The organism is Sphingomonas donggukensis (genome assembly GCF_023674425.1).
Classification (GTDB): domain Bacteria; phylum Pseudomonadota; class Alphaproteobacteria; order Sphingomonadales; family Sphingomonadaceae; genus Sphingomonas; species Sphingomonas donggukensis.
Genome location: NZ_CP098401.1, coordinates 1,542,700 through 1,563,954 on the forward strand (window position 1 = coordinate 1,542,700; position 21,255 = coordinate 1,563,954).

The 21,255-nt window shown below is 67.3% G+C and carries 19 protein-coding genes; 5 read left to right on the forward strand and 14 right to left on the reverse strand.

Annotated elements, in window-relative coordinates; translation table 11 throughout:
- Window positions 1-17 precede the first annotated feature (17 nt).
- Genes M9980_RS07600 through M9980_RS07615 form a run of 4 tightly spaced genes read right to left on the reverse strand, consistent with a single transcriptional unit; the run spans window position 18 to window position 6,189 of the window.
- A complete protein-coding gene (locus M9980_RS07600; protein WP_250748551.1) occupies window positions 18-1,643 on the reverse strand; it encodes a heparinase II/III family protein in 1,626 nt (541 codons plus the stop codon).
- Complete coding sequence (locus M9980_RS07605) at window positions 1,640-2,869, reverse strand: glycosyltransferase family 4 protein (RefSeq protein WP_250748554.1); 1,230 nt, start codon at window positions 2,867-2,869, stop codon at window positions 1,640-1,642. Before M9980_RS07605 ends, M9980_RS07600 begins: the two co-directional genes overlap by 4 nt.
- A gap of 15 nt (window positions 2,870-2,884) precedes the next feature.
- On the reverse strand, window positions 2,885-4,699 hold the full coding sequence (gene asnB, locus M9980_RS07610) for an asparagine synthase (glutamine-hydrolyzing) (RefSeq protein WP_250748564.1): 1,815 nt from the start codon (window positions 4,697-4,699) through the stop codon (window positions 2,885-2,887).
- A complete protein-coding gene (locus tag M9980_RS07615; RefSeq protein WP_250748566.1) occupies window positions 4,699-6,189 on the reverse strand; it encodes a hypothetical protein in 1,491 nt (496 codons plus the stop codon). The genes asnB and M9980_RS07615 overlap by 1 nt, the downstream gene beginning before the upstream one ends.
- 195 nt (window positions 6,190-6,384) lie before the next feature.
- Here M9980_RS07615 and M9980_RS07620 point away from each other — a divergent pair, with 195 nt between their 5' ends.
- Window positions 6,385-7,161, forward strand: coding sequence for a metallophosphoesterase (locus M9980_RS07620; RefSeq protein WP_250748568.1), 777 nt, complete (start codon window positions 6,385-6,387; stop codon window positions 7,159-7,161).
- A 36-nt stretch (window positions 7,162-7,197) separates the two neighbouring features.
- Here M9980_RS07620 and M9980_RS07625 read toward each other — a convergent pair whose 3' ends face one another.
- The 3 genes from M9980_RS07625 to M9980_RS07635 are packed head-to-tail and all read right to left on the reverse strand — an operon-like array spanning window position 7,198 to window position 10,372.
- The gene (locus M9980_RS07625) at window positions 7,198-8,391 is read right to left on the reverse strand and encodes an acyltransferase family protein (RefSeq protein WP_250748571.1); all 1,194 of its coding nucleotides are present in this window, start codon (window positions 8,389-8,391) and stop codon (window positions 7,198-7,200) included.
- Window positions 8,388-9,110, reverse strand: a complete 723-nt coding sequence (locus M9980_RS07630) for a class I SAM-dependent methyltransferase (RefSeq protein ID WP_250748574.1) — start codon at window positions 9,108-9,110, stop codon at window positions 8,388-8,390. Before M9980_RS07630 ends, M9980_RS07625 begins: the two co-directional genes overlap by 4 nt.
- Window positions 9,107-10,372 (reverse strand): sugar transferase, encoded by a 1,266-nt coding sequence (locus tag M9980_RS07635; RefSeq protein WP_250748589.1) that lies wholly within the window; start codon window positions 10,370-10,372, stop codon window positions 9,107-9,109. The genes M9980_RS07630 and M9980_RS07635 overlap by 4 nt, the downstream gene beginning before the upstream one ends.
- Before the next feature lie 218 nt (window positions 10,373-10,590).
- Here M9980_RS07635 and M9980_RS07640 point away from each other — a divergent pair, with 218 nt between their 5' ends.
- Window positions 10,591-11,862: a nucleotide sugar dehydrogenase gene (locus tag M9980_RS07640; protein ID WP_250748596.1), complete on the forward strand. Its 1,272-nt coding sequence runs from the start codon at window positions 10,591-10,593 to the stop codon at window positions 11,860-11,862.
- 14 nt (window positions 11,863-11,876) lie between these two features.
- On the forward strand, window positions 11,877-12,875 hold the full coding sequence (locus M9980_RS07645; protein ID WP_250748598.1) for an NAD-dependent epimerase: 999 nt from the start codon (window positions 11,877-11,879) through the stop codon (window positions 12,873-12,875).
- A gap of 18 nt (window positions 12,876-12,893) precedes the next feature.
- Here M9980_RS07645 and cydB read toward each other — a convergent pair whose 3' ends face one another.
- The 6 genes from cydB to M9980_RS07675 all read right to left on the reverse strand — a co-directional run bounded on the left by cydB (window position 12,894) and on the right by M9980_RS07675 (window position 17,198).
- Window positions 12,894-13,898, reverse strand: a complete 1,005-nt coding sequence (gene cydB, locus M9980_RS07650) for a cytochrome d ubiquinol oxidase subunit II (protein ID WP_250748617.1) — start codon at window positions 13,896-13,898, stop codon at window positions 12,894-12,896.
- Window positions 13,895-15,406: a cytochrome ubiquinol oxidase subunit I gene (locus M9980_RS07655; protein WP_250748620.1), complete on the reverse strand. Its 1,512-nt coding sequence runs from the start codon at window positions 15,404-15,406 to the stop codon at window positions 13,895-13,897. Before M9980_RS07655 ends, cydB begins: the two co-directional genes overlap by 4 nt.
- A gap of 78 nt (window positions 15,407-15,484) precedes the next feature.
- Window positions 15,485-16,069: an FKBP-type peptidyl-prolyl cis-trans isomerase gene (locus M9980_RS07660; protein ID WP_422921343.1), complete on the reverse strand. Its 585-nt coding sequence runs from the start codon at window positions 16,067-16,069 to the stop codon at window positions 15,485-15,487.
- Between the two features lie 4 nt (window positions 16,070-16,073).
- The gene (locus M9980_RS07665; protein WP_250748622.1) at window positions 16,074-16,637 is read right to left on the reverse strand and encodes an FKBP-type peptidyl-prolyl cis-trans isomerase; all 564 of its coding nucleotides are present in this window, start codon (window positions 16,635-16,637) and stop codon (window positions 16,074-16,076) included.
- 95 nt (window positions 16,638-16,732) lie between these two features.
- Window positions 16,733-16,939 (reverse strand): 30S ribosomal protein S21, encoded by a 207-nt coding sequence (gene rpsU, locus M9980_RS07670; protein ID WP_056428702.1) that lies wholly within the window; start codon window positions 16,937-16,939, stop codon window positions 16,733-16,735.
- 136 nt (window positions 16,940-17,075) lie between these two features.
- Entirely contained in the window at window positions 17,076-17,198 is a 123-nt protein-coding gene (locus M9980_RS07675) for a DUF2474 family protein (protein ID WP_250748625.1), read from the reverse strand.
- Between the two features lie 149 nt (window positions 17,199-17,347).
- Here M9980_RS07675 and M9980_RS07680 point away from each other — a divergent pair, with 149 nt between their 5' ends.
- Together M9980_RS07680 and M9980_RS07685 are read left to right on the forward strand one after the other, a co-directional pair.
- On the forward strand, window positions 17,348-18,559 hold the full coding sequence (locus tag M9980_RS07680) for a nucleotidyltransferase family protein (RefSeq protein ID WP_250748628.1): 1,212 nt from the start codon (window positions 17,348-17,350) through the stop codon (window positions 18,557-18,559).
- Window positions 18,560-18,581: 22 nt separating this feature from the next.
- Entirely contained in the window at window positions 18,582-19,859 is a 1,278-nt protein-coding gene (locus M9980_RS07685) for an MFS transporter (RefSeq protein WP_250748631.1), read from the forward strand.
- A gap of 90 nt (window positions 19,860-19,949) precedes the next feature.
- Here M9980_RS07685 and M9980_RS07690 read toward each other — a convergent pair whose 3' ends face one another.
- Complete coding sequence (locus M9980_RS07690; protein ID WP_250748634.1) at window positions 19,950-21,245, reverse strand: MFS transporter; 1,296 nt, start codon at window positions 21,243-21,245, stop codon at window positions 19,950-19,952.
- Window positions 21,246-21,255 lie beyond the last annotated feature (10 nt).

Here is a 21,255-nt window from a genome sequence, read left to right on the forward strand (position 1 = left end):
GCCTGTACCCCGATCACTCAGCCGGCCAGCGGCCGAATTTGCAGCCAGCCTTCATCCGAACCCTCCGCCCAAGTCAAGGTAAGGCGGCGCGTGGCGTGCTCCACGCCCATGTCCGGCCACCATGTCGCGGGCGCGTCCGACAGGGTGCCGCTGCCTTGAACCGCGATGGCGGCGTCGCCCCGCCGTACCAGGGCGATGCCGTCCGATATCGTAACCACGCATTCGGGGTGAAGCAGCAGCCCGACCGACACCGCGGCGTCCACGCGCGCGCTCAGGCGGTCGGTGATCCGGATCGCGTCCGCCGACACCTCGAAGCGACGGGTGGCGACCGGAGCCCCGGACAGGTGGCTGTAGCCGTCGTGCGTGCCCTCGAGCACGAAGCCGGCCTCGCCCGGTTGCCACTGCGTGACGGTTACGTCGGGGCGACGCCCGCAACGGAAGGCACCAAAGAAATCGGCCTGCTCGGCCCCCGCGATCGCCAGCGCGGCATGGGCATGGGCGGCGCGCGACAGGCTGCGCCGCGGACCCGCGACATATTCGAAGACGCCCTGATCGACCACGAAGCGCAGTCCCGCGACCGACAGCTCGAACGTACCGATATCGCCGTGGGCGTGCGCGGGCAGCGAATCGGCACCGATCCGCCCCATGTCGGCGATGATCGACCATGCCGGCAGGTGGGCGCCGTAATAGCCCGCTTCGCGGTAGGCGAAGACCGGCTGCGGCGCCGCCTCCGCAAAAGCCGCGGGGGGATAGGCCATGTGCAGGCCGGCGTCGTTGAACAGCGCCGCGCGCCCGTCGGGATGCGCCAGGTCGACCGCCGCGCGCGTCATCGCCGCGATCGTCGCGCCGAGCCCCGGAAGCACTTCTCCCGCGGCGTGGCGGATCTCGATCAGATCGGCGAGCACCTGCGCGTGATAGGAGGGCGACAGTTCATAATGCACCCCGTCGCCCAGCACCTGCGTCGCCAGCTCGCGCCGCAACAGGCGCGTGCCGAGCGCGCGCCACTCCCCCGCCTCGGCCCCTGAAAACACCGCCGACGCCCAGAGCAGCGCCTTGATGTTCTTCATCAGGTGGTTGCCGCCCAGATCACGCTCGAGGTTGCGGGTCAGGAACCGCATCTGTCGGGCAAGGGCGTCGACGACGTCGCGCACGTCGCCCGCCCCGCCGGTCCGCGCCAGGAACTGCATCCAGCACACGACCCGGAGCGACAGCGCATAGCTGTTCCACGCATCGGCGAGCGTCTCGCGCGTGGCGCTGGGATGCGTGGCGATCCACTGGCGAATCAGGTCAAGGCCCGCGTCGCGGTCGAGCGCCTCCAGATATTCGAAATAATGGAGGTTCATGCGCCACAGCTGATCGGCGGCGCCTCGCGACGGCAGCGACCAGTCGACAGGATCGCCGACATCGACACTGCGTCCGACGAAGGTGCAGCGCCAGCCGCCCTCCCCGCGCTCGATCAGGCCGGTGCGCGGCGGAAATACCGGCTGCGGCGGTTCGGGCGCCAAGGGTGGGGCGGGCTTTCCGGAGGTACGCAGGCCGATGCCCAGCCGCCGCTGCCCCGCCAGCCGGACGCGCCACAACAGCTGCGACACGGGCACGTACCGCGCGAATTGCGCGGCGCGGATCAGCCGGCGCGCGCTCATGCCTTCGCCGCGACCGCGGCCTCCAGCAACGCGAGATACCGTGCCGCGAGCACCGAGCGATCGAATTCCGCGCCGACATGCGTGCTGCCGCTGCTGCCCAACCGCGCGGCCAGCGCCGCATCGTCGGAGAGCGTGCGCACGGCATCCGCCAACGCCGCGCTGTCCTCGGGCGGGATCGCGATACCGGCATCGCCCGCCGCGAGCAGCGCCGCGGCCTCGCCCGCCACGCCCAGCACGATCGGCTTGGCCAGCGCCATCGCCTCGAACATCTTCGACGGGATTACGCTGCGAAACGTGTCGAAATCGCGAAGCACCACCAGCGCCGCGTCGGTCGCGCTCCAGACGGTCGGCATCGCGGCCTTGGGCTGCTGGCCCAGCATCACCACGTTCGTCAGGCCGCGGCGGTCGCGCTCGGCCTCCAGCCGCGCCTTTTCCGCGCCCGCCCCGACCAGCAGGAACGCGATGTCCGCACGGTCGCGCAGGACCTCCGCCGCGTCGAGGATCGTGTCGAGTCCGTGCGCCATCCCGTGGGTGCCGACATAGGATGCGACGAATTTGCCGGTCAGGCCGTGTGCTGCGCGAAAGGCAGCGACGGCATCGCCTGTCGCCGGCCGGAAATGCGTCAGGTCGACACCGTTCTTGATGACGTCGATCGGCCCGGCGGGACGACGCGCGCGGACGTGATCGACGAAGCTGTCGGTAACGACGACCACCCGGTCGGCGGCGCGGTAGGCCGCCGCCTCGATCCGCTCCAGCACGCGGATCGCGAAGCCGCGTCGCATCGCGCCGACCGCGATGATGCTTTCGGGCCAGAGGTCGCGGATTTCCAGCACCCACGGTCGCCGGCGCGATTTGAACGCCCACCCCGCCAGCCCGGCGAAAAACTGCGGCGAGGTCGACACGACGACGTCGGCCCAGGGGATGCGGAACCGCTGGAGTACGACGGATACCAGGTACGATACATAGCCGGCGATGCGCGGCAGGAATCCCTCGTTCGCGGCGAGCCACGTCCACACGCGGATCACCTCGACCCCGTCGATCGTCTCGCGCTGGAACAGGCGGTTGGCATAGCCGGGGAAGAGCCGGCCCGCGGGGTGGTTCGGGGTACAGGTGACGACGGTCACGCGGTGTCCCGCCGCGACCCAGGCCCGCGCGTTTTCCGAACAGCGCGACGCCGGGGCGTTCACCTCAGGCGGGTAGTAATGCGTCAGCAGCAGGATGTGCATGGGCGGCGCAGCGGCTCACGCAGCGATCGGCGCGGCGGCGTCGCCGACGAAGAGCCCCGCGACATGCCGCGCCCACTGCCGCGCATCGCGCCGGTCGGGCGCCGACTGGCTGTTCGACAGCCACGAGGCGACGGGAATGGAGAAGCCGGTCTTGGGCCGGTTGACGACATGGTCGGGCAGCGGCACCGACGGCGCCGCCGCCAGTGTCGCCTTCCCCAGGCCCGGCGTGATCGCGCCCATCATCGGCGCGACCTGGCCCAGCAGCGTGTAATCGACCAGCGGCACCCGGATTTCGAGCCCGTGAGCCATCCCCGCCCAGTCCGAATCGCGCAGCAACTGGTTGCGCATGTACAGCGAGGATTCGAGCGAGGCGACGCGCGCGACGTCGCTGCCCGCACCCACGGGCACCGCCCGTCCGATCAGCCCGAGGATGTCCAGACGCTCCAGCCCCTCGGCCACGGTGTCGCGGTCGAGCACCGCGTCGAGCTCGAACGGCAGCAGCACCGCGCGGCGCAGCAGGTACGTGCCCGCCCAGCTGGCCGGCAGGTCGAACAGCCCGGCGAGCTTGGGATTGCGGTCGAGCAGCCGCGGTGCCAGCCGCTTCAGTGCCGCGCGTGCCACCGGGCCGAGGCCCGGCACCCGCGCCAGCGGCCCGGCGTAGCGGTGCGTCTGCGGCATCGTGCGGAAGCTGCTGTATCCGGCGAGCAGTTCGTCGCCGCCCAGCCCCGAAAGCGCGACCTTCAGCCCCAGCTCGCGCGTCGCCTTGCTGACGAACCAGCTGTTGATGCCGTCGATACTCGGCTGGTCCATCGCCGCGCCGATCGCGTCGATATCGGCAGCGAACTCGGCGCCGGTGACCGTGCGCACGTGGTGGCGCGCGCCGTACAGGCGGGCGATCTCCGCGGCCAGCGGGGTCTCGTCGTTGTCGCGGCCGGCAAATTCCTCGAACCGCAGCGTCGTAGCGATCGGGGGCGCATCGGCGGCATCGCGCATCAGTCCGAGCAAGGCACCCGAATCGACGCCCGAGGACAGGAAGATGCCGACCTCGACATCGGCGACCAGATGCGCGCGGACGCTGTCCGCCAGTGCCGCCTGCACTGCGCCCGCATCGAACGCGCGTGGCTCCGCGCGGGCGATGCGGTCGACGACGGTCGCGTGCGGCACCGCAGGGCCGACCCCGCCTGCGTCGACCACGATCTTGTGCCCCGCCGGCACCGCGCTGATCGCGCGGTAGAGCGTGAACGGCTCGGGCACCGACCCCGTCATGTGAAACCCGACCAGCCCAGCCGGATCGATCGTCTGCGGGATCGCCGGATCGGCGAGCAATGCCTTCACCTGCGAGGCGAAGCGGATGCAGCCGCCGACGTCGGCGATGTACAGCGGCTTGATTCCGTACGGATCGCGGGCGAGCAGCAGGCGCCGCCGCTCCATGTCCCACAGCGCGATCGCGTACATGCCGCGCAGCCGGTCGAGCATCGCATCGCCGTCGCGGTCGTAGAGCGCCAGCAGCACCTCGGTATCGCTATGCCCGCGGAAGACCCGCCCCTCGGCCTCCAGTTCGGCCTGGAGGGCGGCGTAATTGTAGATTTCGCCGTTGAAGACGATCGCATGGCGCCCGTCGCGGCTGAGCATCGGCTGGAAGCCGGCGTCGGACAGGTCGATGATCGACAGCCGGCGATGCGCCAGCCCGACCCGCGCGTCACCGGCGACCCACAGCCCCGCCCCGTCCGGCCCGCGCGCCGTCATCCGGTCGCGCACCGCAGCCAGCGTCTCCCGCGCAGGCGTTACGGCGGCGTCGCGATACGCGAAATATCCGGCGAGACCGCACATCAGGCGGCGGCCCGCGCGGCGACCGTCATGCGCTGTCGCATGATCAGCTCGTTGGCGATCGTCAGACCGTAGTGCAGCACGATCGACAACACCGCGCCCGGGATGATGTCGATCGCCAACAACCCGTCGATGCGCGTGCCCGACCGGATCCCCAGCAACACCACCGGCATGAGGTGCCACGCGCGAGAGGTCATCACCGCCACGCTGTAGAACGACCAGAAGCTCATGATGAGGCCGAACCCGGCGGCCGCCGCCAGCACGCCGACCCAACCGGCGTTCCAATATGCCTCCGCGGGTATGCCTGGGCTCGACTGGGAGTTCTCATTGCCGGTGGCCAGGAAATTGAACTTGGCGCCAATCTCCGTGATCACCGGCTTTTCCCGCCAAATCGCCCGCGGAACGAGCGTGATAAGTATCAGCTTGTACGAATCGCCCGGGACGCCATTGTCATACTGGTTGATGGCAAAGGAACCCGCCGGGAAATAGGCGATGCGCGCCCAACTCAAACTGACGTCGCTGTCTTCGACCGCGGCCTTGTCCTCGCTCAGATAGGTCGAGATGATGGACAGGCTGCGCGATATCTGCGGCTGCCGATTGCCCGTGAATTCCCAATCCATCGACCGGCCGTAGCCGGTCAGTGGCTGCAGGAAGACGAAAAGCGCCGCAGCGGTCGCGCCGGCAATGGCAGCCGCCCTGAACGACGGCCGGGCGTAGATGTATCCCAACGACATCAAAATCACCGGAAACACCGCATTGGACTTGTTGAATTGCAGTGTCGCAATGAAAATTTCCGCCGCGACGAGTAATATGATCCAAAGATATTTACGCGAACCGATGCTGACATAGTGCGCAACAAGCAGAGCGTAACCAAGGCTGGCGATATTCTCGAAGGTCGCCATGATAACGGGCGCACTGGAGTCGACGCCCGTCAGCAGAGGCACAATGCTCACGACAAGTTTGATCGGGATCCCGATCAGAAGAATTACGAAACCGGCATCACGGATTGACAGTGCGCATGGGCGAATACTGAAACGTGCGGCTTCGGAAGGTACTGCGCCGGACGTGGGACGACGTCCCACGCGCCACTGGGCGACCGCACATGATATCCGGAGGGTGGAAAGCACAACAAGACTGAAGGTCGCGCAGACTGCCGTGTATTTGAGCGAGTCGGCTGGATAAGTCTTGAAGAAGCCGTTGGCGTAATCCACCGTTTCCGCCGACGCGAGCAGTGGCAACATCGATCCGATGCCCGTGTAAAGGATGGTCACAACACGCCACCACATCAACGGCGCCCAGAGCGTGGCGCTGTCGCGTGAGACCATCGTCACCACCCCCGTCGCCAATCCGACGGAAAGTATCGGCGAAACGACATAATTCCAGTTCGGGGAAACAAACTGCCCATCGGACAGAGCGACGAGGGCAATAAGGCAGGCAAACCCGACGAGCGCCAGTTCGACTATGCTCGGCTGCAATGCCCCGGCGAGTGCCATCGGCGCTCGTCGATACGATCGCTGCCGGGACGGTTGGTCGTTCAAATACATCCGGTCACTGCCGCCTTCGTCGCAGGGTTTGCCCCGAGCCTCTAGACAATGGTGCGGTCGCGCGCCAGACACGCCTTTCTCCGCCTGACATCCGAGCGAACGCGACGTCGATCCGTCCGCTCCCCTCCTGCTCGCAGACCCCGCATGCGCTTTTTCCGCTCCCGACAAAAGGTCGATGCCAAACTTCCCGCCGATGCCAGCGCGGCGCGCGTACCGGAGGGTGTTCTCGTACATGCGATCGGTGACGTCCACGGACGGCTCGACCTGCTGTCCGAGCTTCTCGGGCGCATTGCTGACGACGTCGCCCTCCGCGATCCTTCCGAACATCGCATCGTCCTGCTCGGCGACCTTATCGACCGGGGCCCCGATTCCGCTGGAGTCGTGGAATTGTGCGCGACGTACGACTGGCGCGAAAGTCGGCCCGATTTCGTCATCGGCAACCACGAAGAATTGATGCTGAACGTCCTGGACGGCGATCCGAGCGGGATCCGTTTCTGGATAGACAATGGCGGCGATGCCACGCTCCGCAGCTATGGCCTGCCACCCGACATTATCGACCAGGGCACTGCCGAGCAGATCATGGCCGCGCTGTCAGCGCGCGTGCCTGCACATCACATCCGGTTTCTGCACGCTTTATGCGACTATTTGACGATCGGGGACTATTGGTTCGTCCACGCGGGCATCCGTCCGGGCCTCCCTCTGGCGCGTCAGAAACCTAAAGATCTGAGGTGGATCCGTGGCGCTTTTCTGGACCACGCCGAACCGCATGGCGGCATCGTCGTTCACGGCCATACGATCAGCCCCGAGGTCGATGCGCAGCCCAACCGCATAGGCATCGACACCGGCGCGTATGAAACCGGCCGGCTAACCGCGCTCGGACTGTGGAATACCGAGCGTTGGCATTTGCAGACGGGAAGGTGACGCGCCTCGCCGCCGATCGTCAAGCACGTCGTTTCCTCACGAAGCCGCCGCAACCCCGAGATCGCCTCGCGCTGACAGACGCTGCGTCTTGCCGAAGTCGCGCCAGGGCGCCTCGATCCATCGATACGTGACGGCCGATACCAGCAGGACGGCGAACGTGCTGACCAACACCAGCGCGTCGCCGATCCAGGTTTCCGTCGTCAGGTCGATCGATCCCATCGCCCGCTTGCGCGCAACGTCGAACACGGTCTGAACCAGGGCATGGGTCAGGTACACCGAGTAGGATAATGTTCCGAGCCATAGGAGGGGACCGATCGAAAGGCACCGCGACACAAAGCTGTCGGGGCCGCCTGCCAGCGCCAGGATCGCGGCGGCAAATGCGAACGGAATGAGCATCGTGGACACACCGTAGCCGCCGACGACAATCACCATTGCGATCACAACCGCCGACGCCATCACCTGGACGGCACTGGAAACTTCCCCCTTGCCGCCGATCTCCCGCTTGCGCACCAGCCACCAGATGCCGACCCCCAAAGCGAAGCTGTACGTACAGCGAAAGACGCGCAGCGTGACATCCCCGCCCAGTCCGACGTCGTGGCGGAAGAGGAGGAGAACCGCGGCCGAAGCGATGCCAAGCGCCAGATGAGCCAGGACGCGGCGGCCCGGCGTCGCCACGAGCGAACATATCAACCCGAATGCAATGTAGGCGGCAACTTCGGTGCTGATGCTCCAACTCGCGGTATTCAGAACGGCATCGCCCGACACGCCCCAAGCGTGCACGAGGAAGACGTTTGATGCCGCAAGCCACCACCAGTCCGCGTTTATCTTCATCGTCTCGATCGTCGATGCCGGTTCCATCACGTACCTGACGCCGATCAGGGCAAGCGTGGCGAGCGTGGTGACGATGTGCAACGGATACAGGCGAAAAAACCGGCGTCTCGCGAACGTTGCGACTGCGGCGCGATCCCGCATCCGTTCGATGAAGGCGTTGGCGATCACGAACCCCGATAGCACGAAGAAGAAATCAACGAACAACCAGCTGTGCCGGACGAGCGGGGCCGACCGGAACGACCAGTCCCACGGGATGTGCATGACGGCGACCATCAAAGCGCAAATGCCGCGGCATGTCTCGAGCGCAGGATAGAACCGCGTGCTCCGTGGCATGTTCAACGCAGCGGTCGGATCGACGACCCCGTCGCCGGGGCTGTTCGGCATCGATTCAATCGTCATGGCGTACCCGTAGCATCTGCATCCACCCCCCGCCGACCCACCGCGACCAGCAGCATCTGCCCGCCGCGGTCGAGCCCCAGTGCGCGGCGCAGCCATGCAGGGCCCGGTGGGACGGCATAATCGGTCGTCTCGATCATCTCCAGCCCGCAGCGCGCGAAGATGTCGCGCATCTCCGCTTCGGTCGCAAGCGAGCGGACGTGCGCGTAATATCGCGGTCGGCGCGTCAGGCGAAACGCCAGGCGTTCGATCCGCCGATAGCGCGACGCGGCGTTGGGCAGCGACAGGAGCAGCCGCCCACCGACCGGCAGCAGCCGCGCCAGGCGCGCGACCTCACCCTCCAGATCGGGAAGATATTCGAGCACGCTGGAGCTCATCACGACGTCCACGCTGCCTGCGGGCCGCGTCGACAGCGTTTCGAGCAGCGCCACGTCGAAACGCACGTCGGCCTGCGGGCTGGCCGCCGCGCGCTTGCGGCACAGCGCGATCATCGCCGGGCTGCCGTCGATCCCCTCGACCCGAGCGCCGCGATCCGCAGCCTCGAAACTGAAGGTGCCCGCGCCGCAGCCCGCGTCGAGCACCCGGTCGCCGCCGTGCACGTGCCGCGCGATCAGTCCGCGCCACACCGCCAGCCGCTCGCGGAATCGCGGCGACCGGTCATAGCCGGCGGCGAAGTCCTCGGCGATCGAAGTGTGCCAATCCACGGCATCGGTGGTGTTCATCGCGCGCCAAACCCCGTCAGGACCGTCGCCAGTGTCCGCACGACGATCAGCAGGTCGAGCCACGGCGAGAAATATTTGATGTAGTAGAAATCGTTCTGCAGCTTTTCGTGCACTTCGTGCACTTCGGCGACATGGCCCTGGTTCACCTGCGCCCAGCCCGAGATGCCCGGCCGGACGATGTGGCGATAGGCATAGAACGGGATTTCATGGGCGTACCATTCGGACAGCGCGTGCGCCTCCGGACGCGGGCCGATCCAGCTCATCTCGCCGCGCAGGATGTTCGCGATCTGCGGCAGTTCGTCGATCCGCATGCGGCGCAGGAAGCGACCGATGCGGGTGATCCGCGGATCCTCGTCCGCGGTGATCGCCGCCGCACGTCGCTGCGTGAGATCGGTGGCCCTAGACGGCACGCGCATCGTGCGGATCTTGAACATCGTGAACTGATGGCCACGATAGCCGACGCGCTGCTGGCGGAAGATGAAGGGCCCCGGGCTGTCGAGCTTCACGACCACGTACAGCACCGCGAACACGATCGCGAACAGTGGCAGCAGCGCCAGCGCCACCAGCGTGTCGAGCACGCGCTTGATCCCGACATAGGCCGCAACCGGCATCAGCGACCCGAAGGTGTTTTCGCTCAGGTGATCGATCAGCACGCGCCCTGACAGCGCCTCGCGCAGCTGCTTCACGTGATAGACCATCGTGCCCGCCAGCGTCTGTTCGGCCAGCATCCGTTCCCATTCGTCGGGCATGTCGGCGCGCAGGTCGGCGACAACGCCGTCGATCGGCCGGTCGGGCAAGGACGGCGTGGTCAGCCAGAGCCATTCGACCCCGTCCAGCTCGCGCAGGTCACCGACGTCGCCAAACGGGGCGATGGCGATGGTCATCCGCCGCGCCCGGCTGACCGAGGCGTGGATCGTCAGGAACCACCCGACGCAGGCGAGCACGCTGAAGAACAGCACGGGCCGGACGTAATCGATGCGCGTCAGCACCAGCAGCGTGAAGACGAAGGCGTAGCTTGCCAGAAACGCCGGGATCACGAAGATGCCGGCCTTCACGCCCGGATAGGCACTGATCGCGCGCAGGGCGTAGAAGCCGGACACGATCGCCACCAGCACCGCCGTCAGCGTCCACAAGAGGCCCGGATTGTCCGAGCGCCACGTGCCCTCGAGCGCGAGCTGCCAGGCGTAGGGCAGCAGGCCTGCGACCAGCAATGCGCCACCGAGTTGGTAGCGCATGCGGCTGAGCGGGCTGACGCTATGCACTCCCGACCGGTTCGCCGGACTCTTCACAGCGTGGCTAACCCCCTGTTGCGCATGACGTTCGCCGAGTAGCCCCACCGCCGCGCCCGCGCAAGCATCCATGCCGCAGTGCAGCGTGGGCGGGAAAGCACGCGTTCCTTGAAACTTGGGGCCAGCTTTGCAAAGGCAGCGCGCTCACGCACCGCCTTCCGGTGCCGACGCACGAGGGGCGGACAAGCGCGATGGACACGGCGGAACGGGTGGTGGTGATCGGGCTCGGCTATGTCGGGCTGCCGCTGGCCGTGGCACTCGCACGGACGACCGAGGTGTGGGGCCTGGACGTCGATGCCCAGCGGATCGCCGAATTGCGCGACGGGCACGACCGGACGGGCGAGATCGATGCGGAGCGGCTGGCGGCGTCCCCGCTGACGCTGACGAGCGATCCGGCGGACTGTCCGCCAGCGGACATCTATATCGTCACCGTGCCGACCCCGGTCGACGCCGACAATCAGCCCGACCTGTCGATCGTGCGCGCGGCGACCCGCACCGTCGCCGGCATGATCGACCCTGAGCGCACACCGATCATCGTCTACGAGAGCACCGTCTATCCGGGCGTGACCGAGGATATCTGCGGGCCGGAGATCGCCGCGATCACCGGGCTGACGTGCGGGCGCGATTTTTTCCTCGGCTACTCGCCCGAACGCATCAATCCCGGTGACCGTGAACATACCGTCGACCGCATCATGAAGGTGGTCGCGGGGCAGACGCCCGACGTGCTCGACCGCGTGGCCGCGCTCTACGAACGCGTGACGACCGGCGGCGTGTTTCGCGCAGCCTCGATCAAGGCCGCCGAAGCGGCCAAGGTCATCGAGAACGCGCAGCGCGACATCAACATCGCGTTCATGAACGAAATCACCCGCATCTTCTCGCGCATCGACCTGTCGGTGTGGGACGTGCTGGCGGCGGCGCGGACGAAGTGGAATTTCCTGCCGTTCCAGCCCGGGCTGGTCGGCGGACACTGCATCGGGGTTGATCCCTTCTACCTCAGCCATCTGTCGGAAACGCTCGGCTATCATCCGCAGGTGATCCTGGCGGGCCGCGGCACCAACGACACGATGGCCGCCTGGGCGGCCGATGCCATCCACGCCCGCGCGGGCAAGGCGGGGCGGACGCTGATCCTGGGGCTGACGTTCAAGGAAAACGTGCCCGACCTGCGCAACAGCAAGGTCGCGGACCTGATCGCGCGTTTCACGGCGCTGGGCCATGACGTGACCGTGCACGATCCGCTCGCCGACGCGGACGAGGCAGGTCACGAATACGGCGTGACGCTGGACGCAGGCGCCCTGTCGCGCGACTACGACCTGGTCGTGCTGGCGGTCGCGCATCAGGACTATCTGGCGATGGGCGCCGACGCGCTGGCCGGGCTGGTCGTGCCGGGCGGGGTGTTCGCCGACCTGAAGAACGGCGTGCCCGCGCTGCGCGGCCGCGACGGCATCGGTTACTGGTCGCTGTAAGGGACGAAGATCACATGCGCATACTCGTCACCGGCGTTGCCGGCTTTATCGGCATGAACGTCGCGCGGCGGTTGCTGGCGCGCGGTGACGAGGTGATCGGCATCGATTGCGTCAACGACTACTACACGGTGTCGCTGAAGGAGGACCGGCTGAAGCTGCTCGCCGACGAAAGCGACGACCGCTTCACCCACCTGCGCATCGACTTCGCCGATCACGAGGCATTGGACGCGGCGCTCGCCGACCAGCGGTTCGACCGGATAGTCCACCTCGGCGCGCAGGCCGGCGTGCGCTATTCGATCGAGAATCCGCGCGCGTACGTGCAGGCGAACCTGGTCGGGCACCTCAACATGATGGAGGTCGCGCGCCACCGCCGGGTCGAGCATTTCGTCTATGCGTCGTCGTCGTCGGTCTATGGCGGCAACACCAACCTGCCGTTCAGCGTCGACGACCGGGTCGACCATCCGCTGTCGCTCTATGCCGCGACGAAGAAGGCGGACGAGCTGATGAGCGAGACCTACGCCCATCTCTACCGCCTGCCGCAGACCGGCCTGCGCTTCTTCACGGTCTATGGTCCGTGGGGGCGCCCCGACATGGCGATGTGGATCTTCACCAAGGCGATCCTGGAAGGAACGCCGATTGCGGTGTTCAACAACGGCGACATGCAGCGCGACTTCACCTATATCGACGACATCGTGTCGGGCGTGGTCGCGTGCCTCGATAATCCGCCGCCCGACGACGGCGCGGTGAAGGCGGGGGGCAGCATCGGCCCGCACCGCATCTACAACATCGGCAACCATCGTTCCGAACAGCTGAACCACATGATCGACCTGATCGAGCGGGCCTGCGGGAAGAAGGCGATCCGCGACCTGCAACCGATGCAGGACGGCGACGTGCCCGCGACCTATGCCGATATCGACGCGATCCAGCGCGACCTTGGCTTCCAGCCGTCGACGACGATCGATCAGGGCGTACCGCGCTTCGTCGAATGGTACCGCGACTACCACGGCGTGTGAGCCGGCGGGCGGTGGCGCTCAGTGATAGCCCTCGCCCACTTTGCCGCGGAACACCCAATAGGCCCAGGCAGTATAGGCGAGGATGATCGGCACCATGATGCCGGCGCCGATCAGCATGAAGACCTGCGCGTTTTCGGGCGCGGCGGCCTGCCAGATGGTGACGTCGGGCGGGACGATCGTCGGGAAGATGCTGATGCCCAGGCCCGCGAAGCTCAGGCCGAACAGCGCCAGCACCAGCAGGAACGGCGCGCGTTCGTGGCGCTTGGCGAGCGCACGGACGAAGGCGATGCTGAGCACCGCAACCAGCACCGGCACGATCGCCACCTCCAGGATCGCCGGCCACGCGAACCAGCGCGCGAAGTAGCGGCCTTGCAGGAACGGAGTCGCCGCGCTGACCGCGACGATCGCGGCCAGCGTGATGACGCCCGCGCGCTTGGCGAGGCGGAAGGCGTGGTCCTGCGCGCCGCCTTCGGTCTTCCAGATCAGCCAGCACGCGCCGAGTAGCGCATAGCCCGCGACGACGCTCGCGCCGGTCAGCAACGAGAACGGGGTCAGCCAGTCGAGCCAGCCGCCGGCGTAGGATCGGTTGGCCACCTTGATCCCCTGGAGCAGCGCGCCGAGCGTCACGCCTTGCGCAAACGCCGCGGTCACCGATCCGGCGGTGAAGGCGAAGTCCCAGAATGCGCGGTGGGCGGGATCGCGCCAGCGGAATTCGAACGCCACCCCGCGGAAAACGAGCGCCAGCAGCATCGCGATCATCGGCGGGTAGAGCGCGGGCAGGACGATGGCATAGGCGAGCGGGAACGCCGCCATCAGCCCGCCGCCGCCCAGCACCAGCCACGTCTCGTTCCCGTCCCACACCGGCGCGATCGAATTCATCGCCTGGTCGCGCTCCTCCCCCACCCCGAACGCCGGGAACAGGATGCCGATGCCCAGATCGAAGCCGTCGAGCACGACATAGGCGAACACGGCAAAGGCGATGATGAACGCCCAGGCGGTGGCGAGATCGATCGAGACGCTCATCGCCCCACCCCCGGCTGCGCGACGCCGGGGGCGATGCCGGCGGTGCGGGTCGGCACGTCCTCGCTCGGCTCGCTTTCGCCCACCTCGACCCCCTTCGCCATCAGTTTGAGAATGTACCAGGTGCCGAAGCCGAAGACCGCGAAATAGACGATGACGAACACCATCAGCGACGTCGCGACCGCAGGCGCGGCGAGCGGCGAGGCGCTATCGGTGGTGCGCAGCAGGTTATAGACGGTGAACGGCTGGCGCCCGACCTCGGTCGTGATCCAGCCGGCGATGACCGCGACGAACCCCGCCGGCCCCATCGCCACCGCCGCGCGGTGCAGCCACGGCCAGTGCGCGAGCTTGCCGCGGAGGCGGGCGTACAGGCTCCAGAGGCCGAGGCCGAGCATTGCAAACCCCAGCCCCACCATGACCCGGAACGACCAGAAGACGATCGCCACCGGCGGCTCGCGATCGTCGGGGATGGTGTCGAGCCCGGCGAGCGGGGCGTTCGGGTCATGCTTCAGGATCAGCGACGACGCCTTTGGGATGCCGACCGCATAGTCCAGCCGCTTTTCGCGCTGGTTGGGGATGCCGAACAGGTAGAGCGGCGCGCCGTCCTTGTGGCTCTCGAAATGCCCCTCCATCGCCATCAACTTGGCCGGCTGGTGCGCGAGCGTGTTCAGCCCCTGCGCATCGCCCGCCGCGATCTGGAGCGGGGTGACGAGCGCCAGCATCCACATCGCCATCGAGAACATGACGCGGGCGGCCTGGAGCGAGGGGTGGACGGCGTGGTCGTGGGCGACGGGGGGCGAATCCGCGCCCTTGGGCAGGCTATGCTCGAACTCCGGGCCGTCGCCGGCATCGACGTGCGGCACCTCGCCGCGTCGCGCCTTCAGCAGATGCCACGCGCCGACCGCACCGACCGACAGCGCGGTAGTCAGATACGCGCCGATGACGGTGTGAACTAGGCGGTAGGGGAAGCTGGGGTTGAAGATCACGTCGATCCACGACCCCGCCACCACGAACTGACCGGCGGCGTTGGTGGTGAAGCCGGTGGGCGTGTGCATCCAGCTGTTCGCAGAGATGATCCAGAACGCCGAGATGAAGGTGCCGACCGCGACGCAGCAGGTCGCGGCGAAGTGCAGCCGCGGCCCGACCTTCTTCATGCCGAACAGCATGACGCCGAGGAACCCCGCCTCCAGGAAGAAGGCCGTCAGCACTTCGTACGCCATCAGCGGGCCGATCACCGGCCCGACCTTGTCCGAGAACACCGACCAGTTGGTGCCGAACTGGTACGACATGACGATGCCCGACACGACGCCCATCGCGAACGCGACCGCGAAGATCTTCAGCCAGAATTTGTAGAGGTCGAGGAAGACCGGCTTCTTCGTCCACAACCAGAGACCCTCGAGCACCGCGAGGTAGCTCGCGAGCCCGATCGAGAACGCCGGGAAGATGAAGTGGAAGCTGACCGTGAACGCGAACTGGGCGCGGGCGAGGACGATAGCGTCGAGGCTTTCCATGAACGAACGCCCTGCGCCTGCGTGGACCTCAGTTCAAGTGTTTGCCGCGCAACCGCTTTGCCGGTTCGTGCAGCCGGGTCAGCGCTTCGGCTGGGCCTGGGGAGCCTGAGGCGCGCCGGCGGCCTGCGCCTGGAGCTGGCGGACGACCGATTCGGGCAGGAAATCGATCAGGTCGATATCGAACACCAGTACCGAGCCCGCCGGGATCGGCCCCGACGCCTTGTCGCCGTAACCGAGTTCGGGCTTGATCCAGACGCGGTACTTCGCGCCCTTCGGCATCAGCTTCAGCGCTTCCGAAAAGCCGGGCACGACGCCGGTCACCGGCAGCGGCGTGGGCTGCTGGCTCTGGTCGAAGGTCGTGCCGTCGGTCAGCTTGCCGACATAGGTGATCAGCGCGACGTCGGCGTCGGTCGGCTTCGCGCCCTTGCCCGGCGTCAGCACCTTGTACTGCAGGCCCGAAGCGGTCTGGACGACGCCCTCGGCATAGCGATTCTTGACCAGGAATGCAGTCGCCGCACCCGACCCGCCGGGACGGAACAGCGACACCGCGGTCAGCACCACGCCCATTAGCAAGGCGCCGACGACGACGCCGATCCAGAACGCCTTGCGGCTGGGCCTGGCGGCAGGGGCGACGGGCTTCGCCGCCGGAACCGTATGGGTCATGCGCTCAGCGTCCGGTCGGCGGGACGGCGCCGGGTGCGCCCTGCATCTGCTGTTGCTGCTGCATCTGGCGGACCATCGCCTCGGGCAGATAGTCGAGCATCTCGACGTCGAATTCGAGCACCGAGTTCGCCGGGATCGGTCCCGCCGCCTTGTCGCCGTACCCGAGCGACGGCTTGATCCACAGGCGGTACTTGGACCCCTTCGGCATCAGCTTCATCGCTTCTGAAAAGCCGGGGACGACACCCGCGACCGGCATCGGCGTCGGCTGGCGGCTCTGGTCGAAGATCGTGCCGTCGGTCAGCTTGCCGACGTAGTTGATCAGCGCGACGTCGGCGTCGGTCGGCGCCGCGCCCTGCCCCTTGCTCAGCACGCGGTATTGCAGGCCCGACGGCGTGGTCACCACACCCGACGTCCGTGCGTTCCTGGCCAGGAACTGCGCGACCGGATCGACCGGCGCCTGCATCGCCAGCGCAGCGGCGGCGACCACCGCCAGCACCAGCCCGACGACCAGATAGGTGATATAGCGGCGCTTGACGGGCGGAATCGGAACGGCGGTTACCGACGACATGGCGGGTCCAGTGCTGCTACGCGCCGACTCGTCGCCGGCCTTGCGGATGGTGGGAATGTCGAGACCCGCGAGGCTTCCCCGCGGGTCACGGCGCCTTACTTGGCGCCGTCACGCTCCATGCGCTTGCGCTCCAGCTTGCGCGCACGACGGACCGCAGCAGCACGCTCGCGGGCGCGCTTCTCGCTGGGCTTCTCGTAATGACGGCGCAGCTTCATCTCGCGGTACACGCCCTCGCGCTGCAGCTTCTTCTTGAGCGCGCGGAGAGCCTGGTCGACGTTGTTGTCGCGAACGATGATCTGCATAAAATCCAAAAGCCTCGGTCAATAGCTGGGCGACGCCGCGAACAGCATCCGCGCCGGCAAGTGCGCCGCCCCTAGCAGCCGCTCTTCGCCATTTCAACCCGAGTCGGCATCAACCAGCGTGGGGATGCGCCGGTTTTCAGGCGATCCACCAGCGCAGCACCATCGCCACCGCCCCGAGCGCCGCGACGCTCATCGCCCAGATCGCGACGAACCACCCGAACCGCGTCCACGCCGTGCCCGTTCCCGCGTCCTGAACCATTGCCGCCGCTTCCTGTCGCCACCGTGCTCGCCGGAGCGGCCCTACACCCGTCCGCCGCGGCGCGCGAGCGTGGACCGAGCCGTGCGGCGAGCTGCCCCTCCCCAACCAGGCATTGCGTTTGACCGGGCCGCGGCTATCACTGCCTGCCCATGCTCCGGCGCCGCCACAAACGCCCGCCGATCGAGCGGTTCTCGCCCGAATTGCGTTTCGTCATCGCGTGTTGCCGGTGGCCGTATGACGCCGCCGCGGTCGCGGCCCTGAGGCAGGCGGCGGCTGACATCGCCGACTGGTCGCGCGTGATCGACGTCGCCAAGCGGCACCGGGTCCGCGGACTGCTGGCCGCCGCGGTCGATGCCGCGGAGCTGCCCCTGCCCGAGCGCGATGCCGCACGGCTGGCGAACGCCGCGCACATCCTGCGGATCGAGGGGCTGCACCTGGCCGGCGCCACGATCCGGCTCGACCGGCTGTTCGCGCGCCACGACATCGACCGGCTGTTCGTGAAGGGCGCGGCGCTGGCGGCAATCGCCTATCGGCACCAGGGCATCAAGGAATCGATCGACGTCGACGTCCTGGTCGATGCCGCCGCCATCGGGCGCATCTTCGCGGTCCTGATCGAGGCCGGCTATCGCTGCGCCTATCCGGAGGGGTTGTCCCTCGAAGAACTCGCCGCATGGACCGCCCACGCGCACGAGGCGACGTGGACAGAGCCTGCGACCGGCCGGGCAATCGACCTGCACTGGCGCCTGATTTCCAGCACCAGCTTGCTGCCGAGCCTCGGCATCGCGTCGCCGCGGACCGACGTGGCGCTGGCCGATGGCGTCGGCGTCGCGACGCTCGCCCGCGGGCCGCTCGCCGCCTATCTGTGCGTCCACGGCGCCGAACACAGCTGGGTACGGCTGAAATGGCTCGCCGACCTGGCCGCGTTGCTCGGCACGATGTCCGCCGCGGAGATCGAAGGGCTGATCGAGGACGCGCTGGCCGGCGGCGCGCGGCACTGCGTGGTCCCTGCGCTGATCCTGGTGCGCGACCTGCTCGGCATGGCGGTGCCGGCGTCCGTGGACGCGTTGACGACGCGGCGCGACCGCATCCTGGTCGCGCTGGCCCACCGCGCGATTCGGCACCGCGAGGATGGCGACCCGGCGGCATCGACCTTCAGCCACATACCCCACGGGCTGGCCCCGATGATCTACGAAACCGCGCCGCGCGAACTGGGGCGGCGCATCGCCGCGCTCGCGACCAATCCGATCGACCGGGCGCGCGGGCGCCTGCCCGATGGTGCCGCGTGGCTCTACCCGGTCCTGCGCGTCGGCCAATGGGCGCTGCGCAAGACCGGTATGCTGACCGCCCGGACCCCGCGCTGACCGCTTTTCCGCCAAGGACTCCATGATGCCAGACGCCAAGCACCCCCACCGCCTGCGGTCGATCATCGGCGGGTCGGCGGGCAATCTGGTCGAATGGTATGACTGGTACGCCTATTCCGCGTTCGCGCTGATCTTCGCGCCGCATTTCTTTCCGAAGAGCGATACGACCGCCCAGCTGCTGAACACCGCGGGCGTCTTCGCGGTCGGCTTCCTGATGCGCCCGATCGGCGGGTGGCTGATGGGCATCTATGCCGATCGAAAAGGGCGGAAAGCCGGGCTGACGCTGTCGGTGACGCTGATGTGTTCGGGATCGCTGCTGATCGCGGTCAGCCCGAGCTATGCGCAGGTCGGCGTGCTGGCGCCCGTCCTGCTCGTGATCGCGCGGCTGATGCAGGGGCTGTCGGTGGGCGGCGAATATGGCGCGAGTGCCACCTATCTCTCAGAGATGGCGGGGAAGCACCACCGCGGCTTTTATTCCAGTTTCCAGTACGTCACGCTGATCTCGGGCCAGCTGGTCGCGCTGTGCGTTCTGCTGCTGCTGAAGGCGGTGATGAGCGATGCGGCGCTGTCCGCGTGGGGCTGGCGCATCCCGTTTCTGGTCGGCGGGGTGCTGGCGGTCGTCGTGTTCTGGATCCGGCGACGGATCGCGGAGACCGAAAGTTTCGAAAAGAAGGCGGAAGGCCGCTCAAGCTTCGGCGCGTTGTTCCGCGAGCATCCGCGCGAGGCGGCGACGGTCATGCTGCTGACCGCAGGCGGTACCCTCGCCTTCTATGCCTATTCGATTTACCTCCAGAAATTCCTGGTCAACACCAGCGGCTTCGACGTCGAGACCGCGACGTGGATCAACGCCGCCGCGCTGTTCGTGTTCATGGCTTTGCAGCCGCTCGCCGGTGCGCTCAGCGACCGGATCGGACGCAAGCCGCTGATGGTGGCGTTCGGGGTGTCGGGCGTGCTGCTGACCTATCCGATCTTCGCCACGCTGGAGAGCGTGCGCAGCCCCTATACCGCGTTCGGCCTGATGCTGGCGGCGCTGGTCGCGGTGACCGGCTACACCTCGATCAACGCGGTGGTGAAGGCTGAGCTGTTCCCCGCCCACATCCGCGCACTGGGCGTCGCGCTGCCCTATGCCATCGCCAATGCGATATTCGGCGGCACCGCCGAATATGTCGCCTTGTGGTTCAAGCAGGCCGGGTGGGAGCGCGGTTTCTACTGGTACGTCACCGCGATGATCGCGGTATCGCTGGCGACGTACCTGAAGATGCGCGACACCAAGGCGCACAGCCGGATATTGGAAGACTGAACTTCGTGCGCCCGCGCAGGCGGGAGCCCAGGGCAACGTGGCGCAATGCCCGCGGCTCTGGGCCCCCGCCTGCGCGGGGGCACGCCGGTCCTAATCCTCCACCCGATCCACCCGCGCCAGCTTCGGGCTGAGCAGGTGGACCGCGGCGAGCGCCAGGAAATAGGCGCTGCCGGCGATCGCGAACAGGATCGAATAATTGTTGTTGGTGGCGTCCAGGATGTAGCCCGTGAACAGCGCCATCCCCATGCCGCCGATCGCGCCGACGGTGCCGCCGATGCCGACCACCGACCCCACCGCTTTCCGTGGAAACATGTCCGACGGCAGCGTGTAGAGGTTGGCCGAGAACGCCTGATGCGCCGCGGTCGCCAGGCCGATGACGAGCACAGCCCCCCACACGTTCGAAATATCCTGCGCGAAGAAGATCGGCACCACACAACATGCGCAGACGAACATCGTCAGCTTGCGCGCATAGTTGACGTTCCTGCCCGCCTTGATGAGCCGCGACGACAGCCATCCGCCCGCGATCGATCCGCCGTCCGAGATCAGATAGATCGCCGCCAAGGGCAGCCCAAACGTCTTCAGGTCGAGGTTGTAGCGGGTGAACAGATACCCCGGCAGCCAGAACAGGAAGAACCACCAGATCGGATCGATGAAGAACTTGCCGAGCGCATAGGCCCAGGTTTCGCGGATGCCGAGCAGCTGGCGCCACGGGATCGGGGTCGAGGTGTCGGCGGGATCCTGCTGAATCCACGCGAGCTCGGCGGCGCCGACTTGCTTGTGCTCGCTCGGGTGGCGATACAGCGCCCACCACATCACCAGCCACAGCACGCCGAAGATGCCGGTGATGTAGAAGGCGACGCGCCAGTCGAACATCAGCACCAGGAACGGCACCAGCAGCGGCGTGATGATCGCGCCGACGTTGGCGCCCGCGTTGAACAGACCGATCGCATAGGCGCGCTCGCGCTGCGGGAACCAGTCGGTCACCGCCTTGATGCCGGCGGGAAAATTGCCCGATTCGCCGACGCCCAGACCGAAGCGCGCCATCGCGAACGTGGTCACGGACGTCGCAAGGCCATGCGCCATGTGGCTGATCGTCCAGATGACGATCGCGATCGTATAGCCCAGTCGCGCGCCGAGCAGGTCGACCACCCGACCGAACCCGATATAGCCGATCGCATAGGCGACCTGGAACCAGAAGATGATGTTGGCGAAATCGGTTTCGGTCCAGCCGAATTCGCCCTGTAGCGTTGGCTTCAGCACGCCGATCATCTGGCGATCGATGTAATTGATCGCGGTAGCGGCGAACAGCATCGCAACCACCACCCAGCGATAGCGCCCGACCCGCTCGCCCGCGGCGGCGATGCCCGCCTCAGCATTCGTCGCCATCGTCTCTCTC